This window comes from Flammeovirga yaeyamensis (assembly GCF_018736045.1).
GTDB lineage: Bacteria > Bacteroidota > Bacteroidia > Cytophagales > Flammeovirgaceae > Flammeovirga > Flammeovirga yaeyamensis.
Map to the genome: position 1 here is coordinate 1852493 of NZ_CP076133.1, position 14012 is coordinate 1866504.

Here is a 14012-nt window from a genome sequence, read left to right on the forward strand (position 1 = left end):
CCCATTCCCACCACGTCTAACGGTCGTTATATTAATTGAAGAGTTCTAAAATGGGTAGCGAACTTTCAGTTTGCGTTACAAGTCTAGCGCTAACGAATAATTCTGTATGTTGTTATTCACCATTGTTAGCAATTAGATTCGTATTACATTGATTCAGTTTCTAAGTCAAACGCATAGCGAATCGTTTCGACACCTTCTTTTCCCCACATGCGCTCTATGAACGACTTCATCGATTCAATCTCAACATCATAATCATCAAAACGTTTAGTTAAATCGCTGTCGAACTGCAAGATGTCGAGTACAGGTTTGTTGTACAATACGGTAATTTCGGGGTCGATATGCGGTCGAATGTTTGTCAACTTAACGACTGCATCAACCTTCTTGGAAATATGGTCTGATGGATTCATTTGTAGCAAATTTTGAATTGGAATGTGGTGACCAACAAAGTCAGCCACCCTATTAACCCAATTAATCTATGAAATTAACGAGGGTTTTTACGTAGGACCCTCACCTACATATTTTCATTATCATCAGAGAGAACCGCAACATCGTCACGATCCTCTGTCCCTGATATGATAAACTGGTTACAATATTTATTCTCGTCAATATAGCGTAAACATTAGCATGGCTCTAACGTCAGATCTTTATGAAGTTGAATTGACCAATAAAGTTGACGATAATACTTCAACGGTATATTGTGTCGAACTGCAGAATTTAATGCACCATTCATTTCGTGAATCCCACAATTGTCGTATTCATCTATCGTTTTGGAACATAAAATGTTAGCAAACAACAGCTTAATTGCATCTAATCGTTCAACTATAATCGGGTGACGTTCAGTCAATGATTCGACTCGCATAACTGCAAGTTTCACAAGTAGTCCTGTCGATGTTCTTCGTTCTATTGATGATTTTATGTAATCAAAAGTCACTCTACTTTTCGCCATAAAATTGATTCATCTTGGTTCGAATATCTTCTGCTGTTTTTCGTATAGCTTCGACATGGAACATTGGAAAGTGTTTTCTGATTGTATCGTCATCAGCTTCGGCAAACATATTGGCGTAAGAGCTTAAAGCTTGAACGGTGAATACCTGAGAGATAGGTCCATTCCAATTTGAGAGATGATCTAATAATTCACCATTATTGGTACATTGGTCGTACTGCATTTTACTTAATTTAAATGATATGAAAAAGGGTGAGAACCAATGGAACCCACCCCTGAGAATAAGATTGAGTGTAAATGACATACCATAGCCACAACACTCTGATTTTGTGATAAAAGAAGCGCCGATACTAAACGTTATAGTCAACCGCTTCGACTAATGCTTTATGGTCGTCTGCATCGCAAAGTTCATAAAGGCTCTTCCATTGCCATTTACGTAACGTGAAAGTCAATTCTATCTCCTCTTCACCGTCTAATGAGTCGATCAGATCGCCATTGCTGGTAATCTCATTTGAATCATTATCGTACAATGAGAAATCACCATTATCGTAACTAAACGTGTAGTTCTCGATGTTTTCCTTATCTGAATGCAAACCATGTAATCGTTCGTCCAATACTTCACGCAACACATCAACCGGATAATCTGATCCAAACACGCCTAAAATGTTATCGTGTTTTCTCGATAACTTGAACGTATCGCAATTATCGATGTACGATTCAAACATATTACGCTGATTAGTTGAAAGCATAGTCACCAATACCTCGTACATTTGAGCATTCGGTTTATACTTCTCCAACTCTGCAGTATGGAAGACTGTCGACACGCTGTTTGACACTCGGTCCTTATACTCGAACAAGTCACTCTCGAGTTCTTCTTTTTCACTTTCAATTGCAGCCAGTTTTTTCTCAACGTCAGTTAATGACACATAGAGTGTATCAGCGCGTTGATTTGCAGCCTTCAGTAAGTCACCACGTTCGTTGTACGAATGTAGTAATGAATCATGCTTCTGATTGTGGACTTCAATTTCAGTCACAGCTTCGTCAAGTTCTTGTCGCATGTCGTCATCGACTGTTCCTTTCAACGTTTCAAGTTGTTCTTTCAACGTTTCGACTTGCAATTCGACGTTCTCTTTAGCGACACGGTGTTCGTTTACTTGTTTCTGCTTTGCATCGAGGGCTGATTTCAGCGCACTATTTTGGACTTTCAAAGCTTTTAGCTCTGCTTTTAATTCTTCTTTTGACATTGTATTAACGCAAAAAGGGTAGCCACAACTTAATGTAACTACCCATTCCTGGAATATTTTTAATTTGATTTACCTCGCTCCTTCGACTTAACGTCATGTCGATTAATCGATCGTACCGTATCGTTAGACCTGTAGAATAACTAAAAGAATAACAACACGATAAACAATGACGACTGATTTTTGAACAGACGTAAAGGCTAACGCCACGGCTGACTTAACGACTAACGTTACGTACGACCTTTCGCCCCCTCTTGTCACAATGATCCGAAACTTTGATCCGAAAATCAAAGTGATTATGAAATGTTATCTGTGGAATTTTGAATCATTAACTTGACCCTCATAAATCTTGATATAAGAGTCTGAAAATGCGGAAAGGGTAAAGGGAAGGGTAAGGGTATTATGTTCTTATAGTATCGATTTTATTGAGGTTTCTCAAGAGGTTTCCAACCTGTCACCATCTTTTTGATTTCGATTACTTGTTCCTCGGTTATGTCTACCATACGATCAGGATCGTTACGATCACGAGTCGTGAAGAGAAGGTTTCCGGCTAACGTCTGTTCACCAAATTCATTGTTGAATCGAACAAGCGAATTACCATCGACAAGTAAACCTTCGTCGTCGCACCAAATGTCGATCTTGTCGGTTAGACGTGTTACAGTTATACAGTCGCAGTCGCATAGTCGATATAAATCAGCGAGTCTTGACGAATCGTAATTTGTCTTAATGTCGACAAAGCGAAAAGCCTTGTCCGAATTGATATGTTCTGTTTTATCGAACAGAAGTACTTTTGAAATTTCCATGATTGTTGTTGTAGTTTAGCGATAAATTGAACGCATAAGCTGACGGCCTTGGCGTTTGAATAACTTCTCCGTCATGTTATCGACACGTTTGAACTTTCGAAACTTATGTAAGTTTGTTAAGTGTTCGTCACGATCCCAAGTCATGAAATATTGGACCATACCTTGACGTTGCGTCACCTTGAGGATGTATTGATCCAAACGTTTGACGTGCCTGATCTTCGATTGTTGAAACGTCATGACCGTGAACGTTTGACTGTTGCGGTCACACATTACGACATAAAGTGTCGGTTCTAATTGTTGATTGTTCATCATTTGTTTTCAGTTTTGTTTTTTGTACATGAAAAAGGCCACCGTTTGGTAGCCATGTTGTTATTTATATTCGATTGAAACCTCTTCAATGAGGTCGTCTAACGCTTTCTTACGTTCGTCGATTTCTCGGTAGGTTGCTTCACGTTCTCTATCATACTTACAATGTTGAAGTTCTGCATCAAGACCGAGCAACTTACGCTTGTGTTCTCGAAACTTGTCCAATGCACCGCCGACCAAAACATTCATAGTTCGATTAAATTCATACTGCGTGAAAGAATTGTCTACCAATGCGTTTGAGAGTGGTTGAATTTCTTCAATGAATGGCACCAAGTCCTCAACATCTGTACCGGTGGCTGTTGCAATTTGTTGGATTGTGTACGTAGGTTTCGGTTGAGTTAAGCTTAACTTGTCGAATTTCGATTCAAGTCTTTCCACTTTGGAAATGAGTTCCTGTAAGTTTACGTTGAACGCTTCGTAATCTGTTACTTGTTTTTCCATTGTCTTATTTATTTGTTTGTTTGCGTTCTTAGTTGCAAAAATCGAGCATTAGTAATGGTCTAAGTCGATTTCATCTTGGTAAAAACGACGAACGAAATCAACTGCAATACTTTCAGTTCTCGTATGAATCTTACGGTAAACGTCACGGTGGATCACCTGAACGTCAACAAACTTCGTATCTCGTGCGAGTATTTCTTTGAACTCGTCGACAGATTGTGTGATATGAAACCAATCGTTGAACGCCATTCCTACCTTTGTACATTTAAGCTTCTTTTTTGCCATTATAAACGAATTAAAAGTTCTTTATCGTCACATGAAATCACATCAAATTCACCTTCACTAAAGTCTTTATCGAAACCTTGAGTCTGACCAATTTGGTGTATTTGTATCAAATACTCGTCAGATAATTCCTTTGGAATGTTCTCATTGTCGCTTGAAGCTAAGAACTTGTTGATTACTTCAATCGCACCTGTAACTGATGATGCGACTCCGACTAATATTCGTGACTTATGTGAGTGCCAACCATCGGTGTTAAAAACCACAAAATGTTTATTTCCCATTTTCTTCAAAACCTCGTTTAAGTTCCAAATAATCTTCTTCTGAGTTCACAACTGCAAACTCCATGTAACCAATCGAAGCCGATAAGACAACGACTGGATCTGTTGAATCATCGAAAGCAACAATCTCACCGCCGCTCAACTTCTGCGTGGCGATAACGTTGGACAATGACTCGTTTGCTTCGTACACCGATGTAACGGCCTCGCCTAATAAAATGTATTTCATAATTTCAAATAAGTTATATAACGATTATGTTACAAGATTCCTTCATCAGCAAAGCTAAAATACTTCGTATGATCAGTACCGGAAAGTATGACATGGTCCAAAAGTGGAAGCTCCAACAATTGACCACCCTCTTTAACCTTCTTGGTCAAAGCAATGTCTGCTTGACTCGGTTTGACATTTCCGGAAGGATGGTTATGAACAATCAGGACTGAGCATGCCAAACCCTTCAATGCCATTCCAAAAATTATCTTAGGATCAGCAACGGTGCCTGTCATACCACCAACCGAAACGGTTTTAATGCCAATTATCTTGTTGCTTCGTGAGAGTAAGACTAATTTCAACGATTCTTGATAAGCAATTGAATCATCGTAAAAACGGCGAACGATACGCGCAATGTCAGCCGAACAAGTTATTCGACCAAGTTCTGGAATAGACTTGTTGACCTTGTATTTATACTGCAATTCTTGCAGCTGAAAATCCTCCATATTGAAGTTAAATTGTAAGTGGTCCACCGCACGAGTAGACCACAATCAACTGATTTTTTACACGAATCATTCGACAGATTGTACCAACTGCATGCGTTTCCACATAAGTTCAACGACCTTGAAAAGAATACCAACCCAAATAGCTGACCATATGAATTTGATCAACACTGCAGGAGCAAAGATCAGATATCCCAATCCAATTGCACTGAGAATCGTACCTACAACAGCCTTAAACGGTTGAACCTTTACAGTAAACGTAACTTCACGCTTATCAGTGAAGAACGATTTAACACGATCTCGAAGTGCCTTGCACATAGTCGAGAACGACCCTAACTTCTCACGAAGCTTATTTCTAATTTTCTTTATCATTGTTTTAATTGTTTTTTGTTACCAATCATAACCGAACCCGCCATCTTCAACAAGTTCGCCCGTTTCAACGTCAGCATAACCACCATTAACGGGTGCAAATGCAGACTTTCGACGACGTTTCTTCCATTGTTGTTGCACTCGTTCGGTCAACTTGGATAAATAGTATGTCAACCCAAAGCAAGCTAACGTTAAAGCACCTGCGATAAACACATTGGGTGACACGAACGTCAACATAACTTCCAATACGATCTCAGATGCTACACTCAAAACGAGTATCTTCTTTGCCGTGGCTTTATCCTCCTGGTCTTGACGAGCAGTAAATCCTATTCGTCGAAGTAGGTTGTTTACGATTCTCTTCAACCCGAAAACCAAGCCTCTTATGTGCTTACTCATTTGCTACGTATTGTTTGGGGTGAAAATGAATGACGTTACCTTCTCCGGGTGTTGTGTAGCGATACGTTTTGTAGCGACGAACATAGGCACCAATAACAAAACCCAAACACAGTACACCAATTGCACTTAAAAGTGAGATCGCTGCGAACTCGATCAACAAGATCACTAACGCCAAGTTTAAGCTGAGCATCGCCAATGTTTCTTCAAAAGGTCGACTCGAAACGTAGTCAACGTGACTTTCAATCACTTCGATCTGTTTGACGATGAAGTCAACAACCTTGTTGTACGCACGCTTGATCGCACGGCCAATTCGTTTGAAAATATTCATATCGATTAAAATTTAAATTATGGATGGGATGATGTACCCGAAGTGTGTGCTTCGATTCTCCAATAAACCAACCCGACTAAAACTGATTTTTGCTAAGTAAGAAGAGAACAACAAACCGAACGCCTATTAGAGCCTAGCCGAATCGACCGAGTCGACCGACGAGTAAAACAAACCCAGCGTTAGCCACATATTGTAGCGAAGCTGACGGATGACGAGAGTTCGTTAAATCCACAAAAAAGAAAACACCAACGATTGTTGACGCTTCTAACACTACTGATTAATGAAATACTTTTAGTATAATCTTTACCCGGAACAATCTGATTTTTGCAACAAAAAGAAACCCATCAGATTGTTCATCCGACGGGTTGTTCGTATCTTGTCGTCGAGGTAACTCAACCATAATAAAAGAGGCTCAGCTTTCACACAACGACTGTTGCTAATGGCTGAGCTTTTTCTTTCGTAGAAACGAGACAACAAAAACTGATTTTAGTGATAACGAGTGGTAAAAATTGCACCCGACCAAAGAGAGGGTCTATTTTGCACCCGAGTGGAGCGATGGAATCAGTTAGAGGGGGATGGCGAGAGCGCTCCTTTCTAAAACAAAAAAATAAACCTAACGATTTCTCGCTAGGTTTGTCAATCAACTAATCTAAAATGGAAATGAAAAAAGAAGCACCACCAACGGTAGTGCATCTAACTTTTCACAATTAAAAATTCTCTTACTCTATAATTCTTTATACCCAAATGAATCTGATTTTTCTACACACTTGCTTGAGTCTTATGAGGGTGATAGAACTTCTCAACTCGGTTCGGGTCGTCTTTATCTAACTCCAAGTTTACCAACATGGCATAAACCTTCTTTACAACATTGTGCGACTGCACTTTGTCAAGGTACTTGATGATGTCGTTGACATAAACGTCTAACGTTTGGTAGAACTTCTTACCTGATTCGTACTCTTTACAAATAACCATGGCTTTCTTACGATCAGTGAATGTTTTCTTCTCTTGCTCCTTGGCAATTCGAGTGTTCATATAGGCATCGTTAACCACCTCTTTGTAGTCGAAATTCAACAATCTCAACTCATTCGAATGTATATTATAATCGCAGATTAGTTCATCTTCGTGGATGAAGTTTACGAATCCGTCGGTTACAGAAACTTCAAATGTTTCTCCTAACACTTCTGACATGTTTTCGAAATGTTTTAACTCTACGTTAGCGATGTTATTAAATACTTTTTTCATGATAATTTTGCGTTTTAAATGTTACGATGGACAGCGATTGTCCGAAATGATTTTAGGGATTATTCCCAGTTATATTCTGATTTTTTCTTACTCATATAGACGAGCAAATGAACGTTCTTCTTGTCGATTAGATATTGGTCCGACCACTTCATGTCTTTGTGCGACACGGCGATACAACCCCATCCATAAGCGATTTGATTCTCGTTGACATATTTCCAACCATGGATCGTTACGACTCGTCGTCTGGCATTGGAGTTCGTACACTCTAAGCCATCCAAACGGTAACCATAACCTCCAAAGGTCGATGCATAACGTTCAGCAATTAAGTAATCACCTAACGATGACGCATGTGAGCCAACGTCATTTGAGATTCCTCCTTCACCTTGCGACACCTTACAACGGTAAACGGTGTCTTGGTTGTCAATGACGAACAGCCGAACGCTATCAATGTCAAGTCCAAGGTTAACATGTATGACTTGAGCGTTCAGACTGAACGTTGAAAGTAGCATTGCTACGATTAATCTGTACATTAGCGACGATGATGACGACGTTTCGAATTTACATTGATTTGATGGTGATTTCTAGCCATTTGTCTAGCACCAACACCTTCAATTATCAATGATGGAACAAGAATTATTGGATTCAAAGTGAAGATGCCAACAGCTGAACCTACACCACCAACAGCAGTCAATATGGTTCCAACTCTTGCTTTACGTTCGCGTTTCTTTCTAGAATTGACGATATGGAACTTGGCTTTAGACTTGGCGTGTCGACCATTGTCGGCAAATACATTTACTGCAGCAAATACTAGAATTGTTATTATGATTAGTCTTACTAATGATTTCATGATTGGTTTATTTAAATTATTAGGAATGAAAAAGGCGATCAACTTGACCGCCCTTGATAGATTGTGTTACTCTTTATTGTCGAGGATTTCGTTAATTCTCCTTTCATGCGAAAGTCTTTTAAACACACTAGATCGACTTTCGTGCGAGGTGATTACATATAAAGCACCAATTAGTGGTGAGAATACGATACTTACAAAGACTGCTGACAGAAATCCGCAATCCTTGTTAGTACCAGCAATGCCAACACCAATTGATAAGAAAACCCATGTGAATAGGGTTGGTAAAAGAGCCATCATACCTAATGCAGCTAAATAGCTATCGTTTGAATAAGTCGATGTATATAATAAGATTGATTCCATGATTAATAAAGTTTATATGTTAGGTAATGGACCAACACGACGTTGGCCCTTAATAGACTGATTTTTATTTCTTCAATTCGTTGATTCTAGCGTTAAGCTTGTCGAGTTTACGATCACATTCTTTGACTTGACGTTTCCATTTACGGATGGGTGAAGCAGCAATCATGATAATACCTGGTACTGTTACAGGTGCATACAAGAATGCTGCAACCCCAGTTGTAACTAAACCGGCTGCTTTCCAACCACCGTTGGCATTGGCTTTGTGTTGAGCATGTTCTTTACGCATACGAATTTCTGTTCTCAATGCATATAACTCTTCAAGACTTGCAGCAAGAAACTTCTCGTCTGACGTTTGTGCTTTACGAACATCAATGATTTTGTGTATTGGATAACCTCCAAGATACTCAGTTTTGACGTTATGACCAGCGAATCTGCGGTTGCTGATTTTGCTTACAACATAACTTGCTGTTCGATGCTTGTTAACTTGGACTGTAACTGTATCATTGATGTTAAAATCTTGAGCGTTAGCAGCGAATGATATGAATACGATGATTGAGATGAATAGATTTTTCATGATTAATTTAAGTTTGATTGTTAGGTAAATGGACGGCTAAACACCGCCCTTGATAGATTGATTTTTACGAGCGTTAGAATGGTTTCTCACCACCCTTTTCGAAAGCTTCGACAGCACGTTTGTACGCTTCGGCTCTCTCTTCTCTCAACTTGTTGGTTGACTTTTTCGATTTGTTCGACTTGTCTTGCGATTTGTTCTGCTCCTTGCTCATGACTCTTCATCGACAATGGTTACTTTATTGTTTCCGGAAATCGGTTTGAACATCTTCTTAGCGATGTAAACAACAGGTCCAACGATGAAGATGGTACATAAGTACGTGAAGATGATTCCAAGGCAAACCGCCATCAACAAAAGGATTAGCCAAACGGCGAAGTTTCCAACGGTGTGTAGGTAATTATCGAGTTCGATAACTGGTGCAAAATTGCGAAACTTGGACACGATGATGATCGTCCAAAACGTGGATGATGATAGCATCCAAAGTCTTTGTGAATTAGATTTCATGTTTTCAATGTTAGGTTTAGAAATGCAAAAAGGCGAATCAAATGAATGAAACGCCCTTTGGTAATATAGATTATCCGGCAATCCAAGACTAGTCTATTTAGACTCGTCAGTCTTCTCAGCAAGTTGAGGTTGAATCTCTTGGTTAATCGTTGAGATTATACCTGCAACGTCAGCGTATTTTTGTTGTGCCAAGTAGTTTAAAACTCCTTGAAGTGTCGATAACTTGATTTGTATTGCTTTATCTTCCATGTCGTTTGACTTTAGATGTACGTAATTATTTACGTTCAAGTTAGGGCAATAACTTGTCCAAAGTCAATTCTACGACACATTGTCACTCGAAGAAAACCTTAACGTCAGCTTCCCACGACTTCGACGTGATATAAATCAATTTGTCGGCTTGCCATTTCTGATCAACAAGTTGCCAATCGCCTTTCCAAGAATTGGGTGCGATGACAACGTCGGCTTGATGTCTTTGTTGAACAGTCGTAACGATTACATCTGCTTGATGGCGTTGGGCAACGATGAACACTTTCGGTTTCGTTGCTGGTTTGAACGATGCTAGAATGAGCATCAACATGATTACAATATATCTCATGATTTAATTATTTATAAAAGGGTTTCATTGGACGACCTTCGATAGCATACTCGTGCTTGTAAGAGCCGTCAGGTTGTAGCATATAACCGTTCTTAGACGATTTCCAATTACGCTTATTGTCTGATCCGTAGTGATCTTTAAACAGTTGTAACAAAGCTTCCATACTGTCGCAGTTTGGTGCATGTTGTTCAATGAACGAATCGAACTCGAACAATTCAGTATTACCATTCTCAAGTGATTTTTCTCCAACCCATTTGGTGGTTTCCCAGATCAATTGTTCATACAAACCCGCTGTAGCCATCGTCGATGGAAAGGTATTCAAAGTAGCGCACGTTGATCCATTTTTATAACTACGTTTCTCAGTGTTGTTTGACACACCAATCTTCAAGTAGTCGTTACCGTTTATACTTACTTTGCGTAAATACATTTCTTGATAAATGTCTGGGTTATAATAACACTGATCTTTAGTACGTCCGTTTAAACCTTCTTCGTAAGTGAATGGGTAAACACCACGCTCAAGTTTATACATACCGAAATTCTTTACGATATCAAGTTTTAAGTGTTTAAATCTCGCACACTTTTGACCTCTATAGTAATTAAATTCAATAAACTTAATATGCGGGTTTTCACTTAGAAAGTCAGCAAGTACAGAATCGTATCTATGTTCGACCTTTTGATACCAGAAAATATCAGTTAATAGTTTTTCGCCCTTTATTTGATATGGAGTAACTACAACATTTAAATTCAATAAAGTACTGTGAAACTCTATTTGAGTTGCTGAAACCATTTGAACAAACTCAACATCTTCGTGCTGCTCTGCATACGCTTTTGCTGCGATTGTGTTGAAGTGTAAAGCTTCCTCACTTGCAAATGGATAATCATTCGCAGCAAGTCCGTCTATGTATGTAGACTTTTCTATATCAAGTAGTGTGTTGTAAACTCGTGCCATCATCTGCTTATTCGTGCGATCAATCCCACGATATTCCAAGTTTGGGTATCGAAGCTCGGCAGCTTTACCTACTTGATCGCAATTATAGGCATTCATCTCATAGCGAAATGGAAACTCACCGTTTTTAACTTTTACTGAACGGCACTTCTTTTCTAACTTCAGCAAGTTGTGATACAAACGCACATATTCTACACCAACGTCAATAAAACCTCTGAACTTAATATGTTCGTTGTCTTGTTCGTATTGTTGGAAGAACTTTGTGTATTCATCAAGCTTTTCTTCGTTGTAGAATAGGTAAAAGTCCTTTTCAATCGCAGCTTTATTAGTCGTTTTGACGATTCCCAATTGCTTGTGTTGAAATTCAAAATATGTCTTACGCTTTTCAGTGTAACGTCTAATGAACTCTACGTTCGGCCATATCTCTAACGCACGTTGGACCAGGTTGTCGTATTCAACTTCTAGTTCCTCGTAACGAAAAGGATATTTAAATTTCAACATGTTACTAACCAAGGACTCTTTTGTAATGTTTAACTTTTTATGTCGAACGACTCCGTATGTATCGCCGTTCTTAGCGATAAACCCAAGAACTTCCATCTGTGGGTATTTTTCTTGATACTTCAACTCTAGTTCAGAACGTTCAAACTTTAATCGCTGAGATCTAAACATGTCTTGGTCTCGTTTGATTTTTTCAAATTCAACAGAAGCATATCCATACTTGCGATGTTGTAAGACGAACTCTATTCTTCTCTTACCTCGAACAGCGCCAACGTATTCTATGTCGGCGTTGTCTTTATATTTCCTTTTAGTGTACTCGACATTACGTATAAAAGACTCTTTGTGGTTTTTATTTCGAATGTCTGATACATCTATAAATTTATATTCCATGCTTATAATTTCTTTGATGTGAAAAGAGCGACACTTGGCCGCTCATTATAAATTGATTTTTAGAATACTACTCAACTTCTAAGTTTAGATCTTGAGCATTGTGCAATTCTCTAAATTCATCCAATGTGTTTGAACTTGGTATTGCAGTGAAGGGTCTTTCAACTCCTTGTGAAATATTGGTCGATATACCGGTTGATAAATCCCAACGTCTAGCTGATAATAACTTTATTGGAGTTATTAAATAGACACCGTTATCACGAATGTATGTTCCTTCTAACTCAAATTGGTAGTAATAATCGCCTGAAGCGTGACCGCTTTCTTTTAGAAGGTAGAATGTACCATCTTCATGCAATTGCAATTGATAGTGTTGTAATCTATCTCGGTAATTAACAAGCGTATCTGACAATATCGGTGTTACAACCTCGTCTTGAGTGTTATTATCAACATTGTTAGTATTATTCTCACCGTTTTGGTAAGTACCAGAACGATCAAAGTAAGGATTACTGTCGTTCTTTGGACATTCAATGCGATTACCTTGACGGTCGAAACATTTATCCTCGGTGCGATCGTCTCTTTGTGTTGGTGCGGTGTTAGCGTAAACAACGCCTGTTGCTGGTTCCGGCTCTGAGTCAGAACCACATGAGAACAATACGATTGGAGCGATGAATAAGATGATTAAATTTTTCATGATTGGTAGATTTGTTTAGTGTCAATTTAGTTTTGTGTTTCAACGGCTTTGATGTACTTGCCAATGTTTCTCAAACGTCCGGCAGGTTTCCATTGTCGATACGTATCGTAGTTTTCAACACGTATTTCGTCGATCTTCTTACCGACAAACATCAAAGCTTGTTGCTCAGTGACGGACATACTCAAATAGTATGCTTCTCCGTTAAAACTTGAGCGAGTGTCCAATGTCAAAGTTTGACCATCAGACAATAAAAGCTTCGTTTTAAACTCCCGTTGAATGTAATTGCCTGACGTATGAGCAAGGCTAAATGTGATTCGTCGAACTTCAATTCCACCTTGGAACTTCGTGTAACGATAGTTTGCACCAAGACCGTTTGTTTCGACGGTTATTGACTTGTTCAATTTGTCAACGGTGCGTTTAACTGATTGAGAGTGTGCTGAAAACATAGTGAACAGCAATGCGATTGAGATGATTAGATTCTTCATGTTTTGTTTAGTTTATGATTGATGTAACGAGTTGAAATGGCGATGGTTCAAACTCTTAAATTCTGTTAAGTGTTACGTAACGTTGGTGTAACATTGGACCTAGTACGACACTTTGTGTGTGCCATCTAGGATTGAATTGTCTTCCAACTCTTTCAGATACTTTTGACGCATCTCCTTGACATAACTTCGAATCTGTTCAGCTGCACCTGACCATACTTCACACGCATCAGCAACAGTATATGTTCCTGTGTTGTATGCCCAACCTTTTTCTAGGTATTCTTCAATACCGTCGTAAGAAGCTATAACGATCAGTTGTTCATTTTCGTCCTCTGAACGAGTTACTGAACGTAGAACACCAACTTCGATGAACGATTCGAACGGTTTGCCGTCATAGTCGGACGCCTCGATTGATTTAATGAATTTCATGATTGATGAATTTAAAGTGAAGTATTCGATTGAACTTTCTTACCCTTACGGTAAGCTGCATAAAGATTGACAGCAGCGCCAACGGCTGTGACAGCGATGGTTGCTTTCGGAGCTTTCTTAAACGCTACTACTTGACAAACAGCACCAACTACTAAGTTAACGCCAACTTCAACGGCTTCTGAGTTATGCTCGCCATTGACTACGGCAGTTGTGTATGACATATCCATTGCTTGTCTACCAACTTTGATTGTTTCAAGGATTTCTTTAATCTTTTTCATAATATTAGAATGTTTATGTTGTGATAAAGG

26 protein-coding genes are annotated in these 14012 nt (G+C 39.0%); all 26 read right to left on the reverse strand.

The window, feature by feature from the left end; translation table 11 throughout:
• Positions 1-143 precede the first annotated feature (143 nt).
• The 26 genes from KMW28_RS27110 to KMW28_RS27235 all read right to left on the reverse strand — a co-directional run bounded on the left by KMW28_RS27110 (position 144) and on the right by KMW28_RS27235 (position 13925).
• Positions 144-407 (reverse strand): hypothetical protein, encoded by a 264-nt coding sequence (locus KMW28_RS27110; protein WP_169665462.1) that lies wholly within the window; start codon positions 405-407, stop codon positions 144-146.
• Between the two features lie 525 nt (positions 408-932).
• Positions 933-1166, reverse strand: coding sequence for a hypothetical protein (locus tag KMW28_RS27115; RefSeq protein ID WP_169665463.1), 234 nt, complete (start codon positions 1164-1166; stop codon positions 933-935).
• Positions 1167-1293: 127 nt separating this feature from the next.
• The gene (locus tag KMW28_RS27120) at positions 1294-2187 is read right to left on the reverse strand and encodes a hypothetical protein (protein ID WP_169665464.1); all 894 of its coding nucleotides are present in this window, start codon (positions 2185-2187) and stop codon (positions 1294-1296) included.
• A gap of 419 nt (positions 2188-2606) precedes the next feature.
• Positions 2607-2987, reverse strand: a complete 381-nt coding sequence (locus KMW28_RS27125; protein WP_169665465.1) for a DUF3846 domain-containing protein — start codon at positions 2985-2987, stop codon at positions 2607-2609.
• Positions 2988-3002: 15 nt separating this feature from the next.
• Complete coding sequence (locus KMW28_RS27130) at positions 3003-3299, reverse strand: hypothetical protein (RefSeq protein ID WP_169665466.1); 297 nt, start codon at positions 3297-3299, stop codon at positions 3003-3005.
• A 57-nt stretch (positions 3300-3356) separates the two neighbouring features.
• Positions 3357-3794: a hypothetical protein gene (locus tag KMW28_RS27135; protein ID WP_169665467.1), complete on the reverse strand. Its 438-nt coding sequence runs from the start codon at positions 3792-3794 to the stop codon at positions 3357-3359.
• Positions 3795-3842: 48 nt separating this feature from the next.
• Positions 3843-4076, reverse strand: coding sequence for a hypothetical protein (locus KMW28_RS27140; RefSeq protein WP_169665468.1), 234 nt, complete (start codon positions 4074-4076; stop codon positions 3843-3845).
• Positions 4076-4354 (reverse strand): hypothetical protein, encoded by a 279-nt coding sequence (locus tag KMW28_RS27145; protein ID WP_169665469.1) that lies wholly within the window; start codon positions 4352-4354, stop codon positions 4076-4078. The genes KMW28_RS27140 and KMW28_RS27145 overlap by 1 nt, the downstream gene beginning before the upstream one ends.
• A complete protein-coding gene (locus tag KMW28_RS27150) occupies positions 4344-4577 on the reverse strand; it encodes a hypothetical protein (RefSeq protein ID WP_169665470.1) in 234 nt (77 codons plus the stop codon). The genes KMW28_RS27145 and KMW28_RS27150 overlap by 11 nt, the downstream gene beginning before the upstream one ends.
• A 29-nt stretch (positions 4578-4606) precedes the next feature.
• Positions 4607-5062 carry a JAB domain-containing protein gene (locus KMW28_RS27155; RefSeq protein WP_169665471.1) on the reverse strand — a complete coding sequence of 152 codons (456 nt, stop codon included), beginning with the start codon at positions 5060-5062 and terminating at the stop codon, positions 4607-4609.
• Positions 5063-5128: 66 nt separating this feature from the next.
• Complete coding sequence (locus KMW28_RS27160; protein ID WP_169665472.1) at positions 5129-5377, reverse strand: hypothetical protein; 249 nt, start codon at positions 5375-5377, stop codon at positions 5129-5131.
• Positions 5378-5449: 72 nt separating this feature from the next.
• Positions 5450-5824 carry a hypothetical protein gene (locus tag KMW28_RS27165; RefSeq protein WP_169665473.1) on the reverse strand — a complete coding sequence of 125 codons (375 nt, stop codon included), beginning with the start codon at positions 5822-5824 and terminating at the stop codon, positions 5450-5452.
• On the reverse strand, positions 5817-6152 hold the full coding sequence (locus tag KMW28_RS27170) for a hypothetical protein (protein WP_169665474.1): 336 nt from the start codon (positions 6150-6152) through the stop codon (positions 5817-5819). The genes KMW28_RS27165 and KMW28_RS27170 overlap by 8 nt, the downstream gene beginning before the upstream one ends.
• Before the next feature lie 759 nt (positions 6153-6911).
• Complete coding sequence (locus KMW28_RS27175) at positions 6912-7394, reverse strand: hypothetical protein (protein ID WP_169665475.1); 483 nt, start codon at positions 7392-7394, stop codon at positions 6912-6914.
• A gap of 59 nt (positions 7395-7453) precedes the next feature.
• Positions 7454-7786 carry a murein L,D-transpeptidase catalytic domain-containing protein gene (locus KMW28_RS27180; protein WP_244994568.1) on the reverse strand — a complete coding sequence of 111 codons (333 nt, stop codon included), beginning with the start codon at positions 7784-7786 and terminating at the stop codon, positions 7454-7456.
• A gap of 137 nt (positions 7787-7923) precedes the next feature.
• On the reverse strand, positions 7924-8241 hold the full coding sequence (locus KMW28_RS27185; protein ID WP_169665477.1) for a hypothetical protein: 318 nt from the start codon (positions 8239-8241) through the stop codon (positions 7924-7926).
• A 66-nt stretch (positions 8242-8307) separates the two neighbouring features.
• Positions 8308-8601 (reverse strand): hypothetical protein, encoded by a 294-nt coding sequence (locus KMW28_RS27190; RefSeq protein WP_169665478.1) that lies wholly within the window; start codon positions 8599-8601, stop codon positions 8308-8310.
• Between the two features lie 64 nt (positions 8602-8665).
• The gene (locus KMW28_RS27195; protein ID WP_169665479.1) at positions 8666-9175 is read right to left on the reverse strand and encodes a hypothetical protein; all 510 of its coding nucleotides are present in this window, start codon (positions 9173-9175) and stop codon (positions 8666-8668) included.
• Between the two features lie 73 nt (positions 9176-9248).
• The gene (locus tag KMW28_RS27200; protein ID WP_169665480.1) at positions 9249-9386 is read right to left on the reverse strand and encodes a hypothetical protein; all 138 of its coding nucleotides are present in this window, start codon (positions 9384-9386) and stop codon (positions 9249-9251) included.
• Positions 9387-9769: 383 nt separating this feature from the next.
• On the reverse strand, positions 9770-9925 hold the full coding sequence (locus tag KMW28_RS27205) for a hypothetical protein (RefSeq protein WP_169665481.1): 156 nt from the start codon (positions 9923-9925) through the stop codon (positions 9770-9772).
• An 82-nt stretch (positions 9926-10007) separates the two neighbouring features.
• On the reverse strand, positions 10008-10205 hold the full coding sequence (locus KMW28_RS27210) for a DUF6150 family protein (RefSeq protein ID WP_169665482.1): 198 nt from the start codon (positions 10203-10205) through the stop codon (positions 10008-10010).
• A 73-nt stretch (positions 10206-10278) separates the two neighbouring features.
• Positions 10279-11886 (reverse strand): hypothetical protein, encoded by a 1608-nt coding sequence (locus KMW28_RS27215; protein WP_169665483.1) that lies wholly within the window; start codon positions 11884-11886, stop codon positions 10279-10281.
• A gap of 286 nt (positions 11887-12172) precedes the next feature.
• Complete coding sequence (locus KMW28_RS27220; protein WP_169665484.1) at positions 12173-12793, reverse strand: hypothetical protein; 621 nt, start codon at positions 12791-12793, stop codon at positions 12173-12175.
• A 26-nt stretch (positions 12794-12819) separates the two neighbouring features.
• The gene (locus KMW28_RS27225; protein WP_169665485.1) at positions 12820-13278 is read right to left on the reverse strand and encodes a hypothetical protein; all 459 of its coding nucleotides are present in this window, start codon (positions 13276-13278) and stop codon (positions 12820-12822) included.
• Positions 13279-13377: 99 nt separating this feature from the next.
• The gene (locus KMW28_RS27230; RefSeq protein WP_169665486.1) at positions 13378-13704 is read right to left on the reverse strand and encodes a hypothetical protein; all 327 of its coding nucleotides are present in this window, start codon (positions 13702-13704) and stop codon (positions 13378-13380) included.
• A gap of 11 nt (positions 13705-13715) precedes the next feature.
• Positions 13716-13925, reverse strand: coding sequence for a hypothetical protein (locus KMW28_RS27235; protein WP_169665487.1), 210 nt, complete (start codon positions 13923-13925; stop codon positions 13716-13718).
• Between the last annotated feature and the right edge of the window lie 87 nt (positions 13926-14012).

Excerpts from the sequence above, each read along its gene's own strand:
- KMW28_RS27110 (WP_169665462.1), bottom strand. The coding sequence starts at position 407 with ATGAATCCATCAGACCATATTTCCAAGAAGGTTGATGCAGTCGTTAAG.
- KMW28_RS27115 (WP_169665463.1), bottom strand. The coding sequence starts at position 1,166 with ATGCAGTACGACCAATGTACCAATAATGGTGAATTATTAGATCATCTC.
- KMW28_RS27120 (WP_169665464.1), bottom strand. The coding sequence starts at position 2,187 with ATGTCAAAAGAAGAATTAAAAGCAGAGCTAAAAGCTTTGAAAGTCCAA.
- KMW28_RS27125 (WP_169665465.1), bottom strand. The coding sequence starts at position 2,987 with ATGGAAATTTCAAAAGTACTTCTGTTCGATAAAACAGAACATATCAAT.
- KMW28_RS27130 (WP_169665466.1), bottom strand. The coding sequence starts at position 3,299 with ATGATGAACAATCAACAATTAGAACCGACACTTTATGTCGTAATGTGT.
- KMW28_RS27135 (WP_169665467.1), bottom strand. The coding sequence starts at position 3,794 with ATGGAAAAACAAGTAACAGATTACGAAGCGTTCAACGTAAACTTACAG.
- KMW28_RS27140 (WP_169665468.1), bottom strand. The coding sequence starts at position 4,076 with ATGGCAAAAAAGAAGCTTAAATGTACAAAGGTAGGAATGGCGTTCAAC.
- KMW28_RS27145 (WP_169665469.1), bottom strand. The coding sequence starts at position 4,354 with ATGGGAAATAAACATTTTGTGGTTTTTAACACCGATGGTTGGCACTCA.
- KMW28_RS27150 (WP_169665470.1), bottom strand. The coding sequence starts at position 4,577 with ATGAAATACATTTTATTAGGCGAGGCCGTTACATCGGTGTACGAAGCA.
- KMW28_RS27155 (WP_169665471.1), bottom strand. The coding sequence starts at position 5,062 with ATGGAGGATTTTCAGCTGCAAGAATTGCAGTATAAATACAAGGTCAAC.
- KMW28_RS27160 (WP_169665472.1), bottom strand. The coding sequence starts at position 5,377 with ATGTGCAAGGCACTTCGAGATCGTGTTAAATCGTTCTTCACTGATAAG.
- KMW28_RS27165 (WP_169665473.1), bottom strand. The coding sequence starts at position 5,824 with ATGAGTAAGCACATAAGAGGCTTGGTTTTCGGGTTGAAGAGAATCGTA.
- KMW28_RS27170 (WP_169665474.1), bottom strand. The coding sequence starts at position 6,152 with ATGAATATTTTCAAACGAATTGGCCGTGCGATCAAGCGTGCGTACAAC.
- KMW28_RS27175 (WP_169665475.1), bottom strand. The coding sequence starts at position 7,394 with ATGAAAAAAGTATTTAATAACATCGCTAACGTAGAGTTAAAACATTTC.
- KMW28_RS27185 (WP_169665477.1), bottom strand. The coding sequence starts at position 8,241 with ATGAAATCATTAGTAAGACTAATCATAATAACAATTCTAGTATTTGCT.
- KMW28_RS27190 (WP_169665478.1), bottom strand. The coding sequence starts at position 8,601 with ATGGAATCAATCTTATTATATACATCGACTTATTCAAACGATAGCTAT.
- KMW28_RS27195 (WP_169665479.1), bottom strand. The coding sequence starts at position 9,175 with ATGAAAAATCTATTCATCTCAATCATCGTATTCATATCATTCGCTGCT.
- KMW28_RS27200 (WP_169665480.1), bottom strand. The coding sequence starts at position 9,386 with ATGAGCAAGGAGCAGAACAAATCGCAAGACAAGTCGAACAAATCGAAA.
- KMW28_RS27205 (WP_169665481.1), bottom strand. The coding sequence starts at position 9,925 with ATGGAAGATAAAGCAATACAAATCAAGTTATCGACACTTCAAGGAGTT.
- KMW28_RS27215 (WP_169665483.1), bottom strand. The coding sequence starts at position 11,886 with ATGTTTAGATCTCAGCGATTAAAGTTTGAACGTTCTGAACTAGAGTTG.
- KMW28_RS27220 (WP_169665484.1), bottom strand. The coding sequence starts at position 12,793 with ATGAAAAATTTAATCATCTTATTCATCGCTCCAATCGTATTGTTCTCA.
- KMW28_RS27225 (WP_169665485.1), bottom strand. The coding sequence starts at position 13,278 with ATGAAGAATCTAATCATCTCAATCGCATTGCTGTTCACTATGTTTTCA.
- KMW28_RS27230 (WP_169665486.1), bottom strand. The coding sequence starts at position 13,704 with ATGAAATTCATTAAATCAATCGAGGCGTCCGACTATGACGGCAAACCG.
- KMW28_RS27235 (WP_169665487.1), bottom strand. The coding sequence starts at position 13,925 with ATGTCATACACAACTGCCGTAGTCAATGGCGAGCATAACTCAGAAGCC.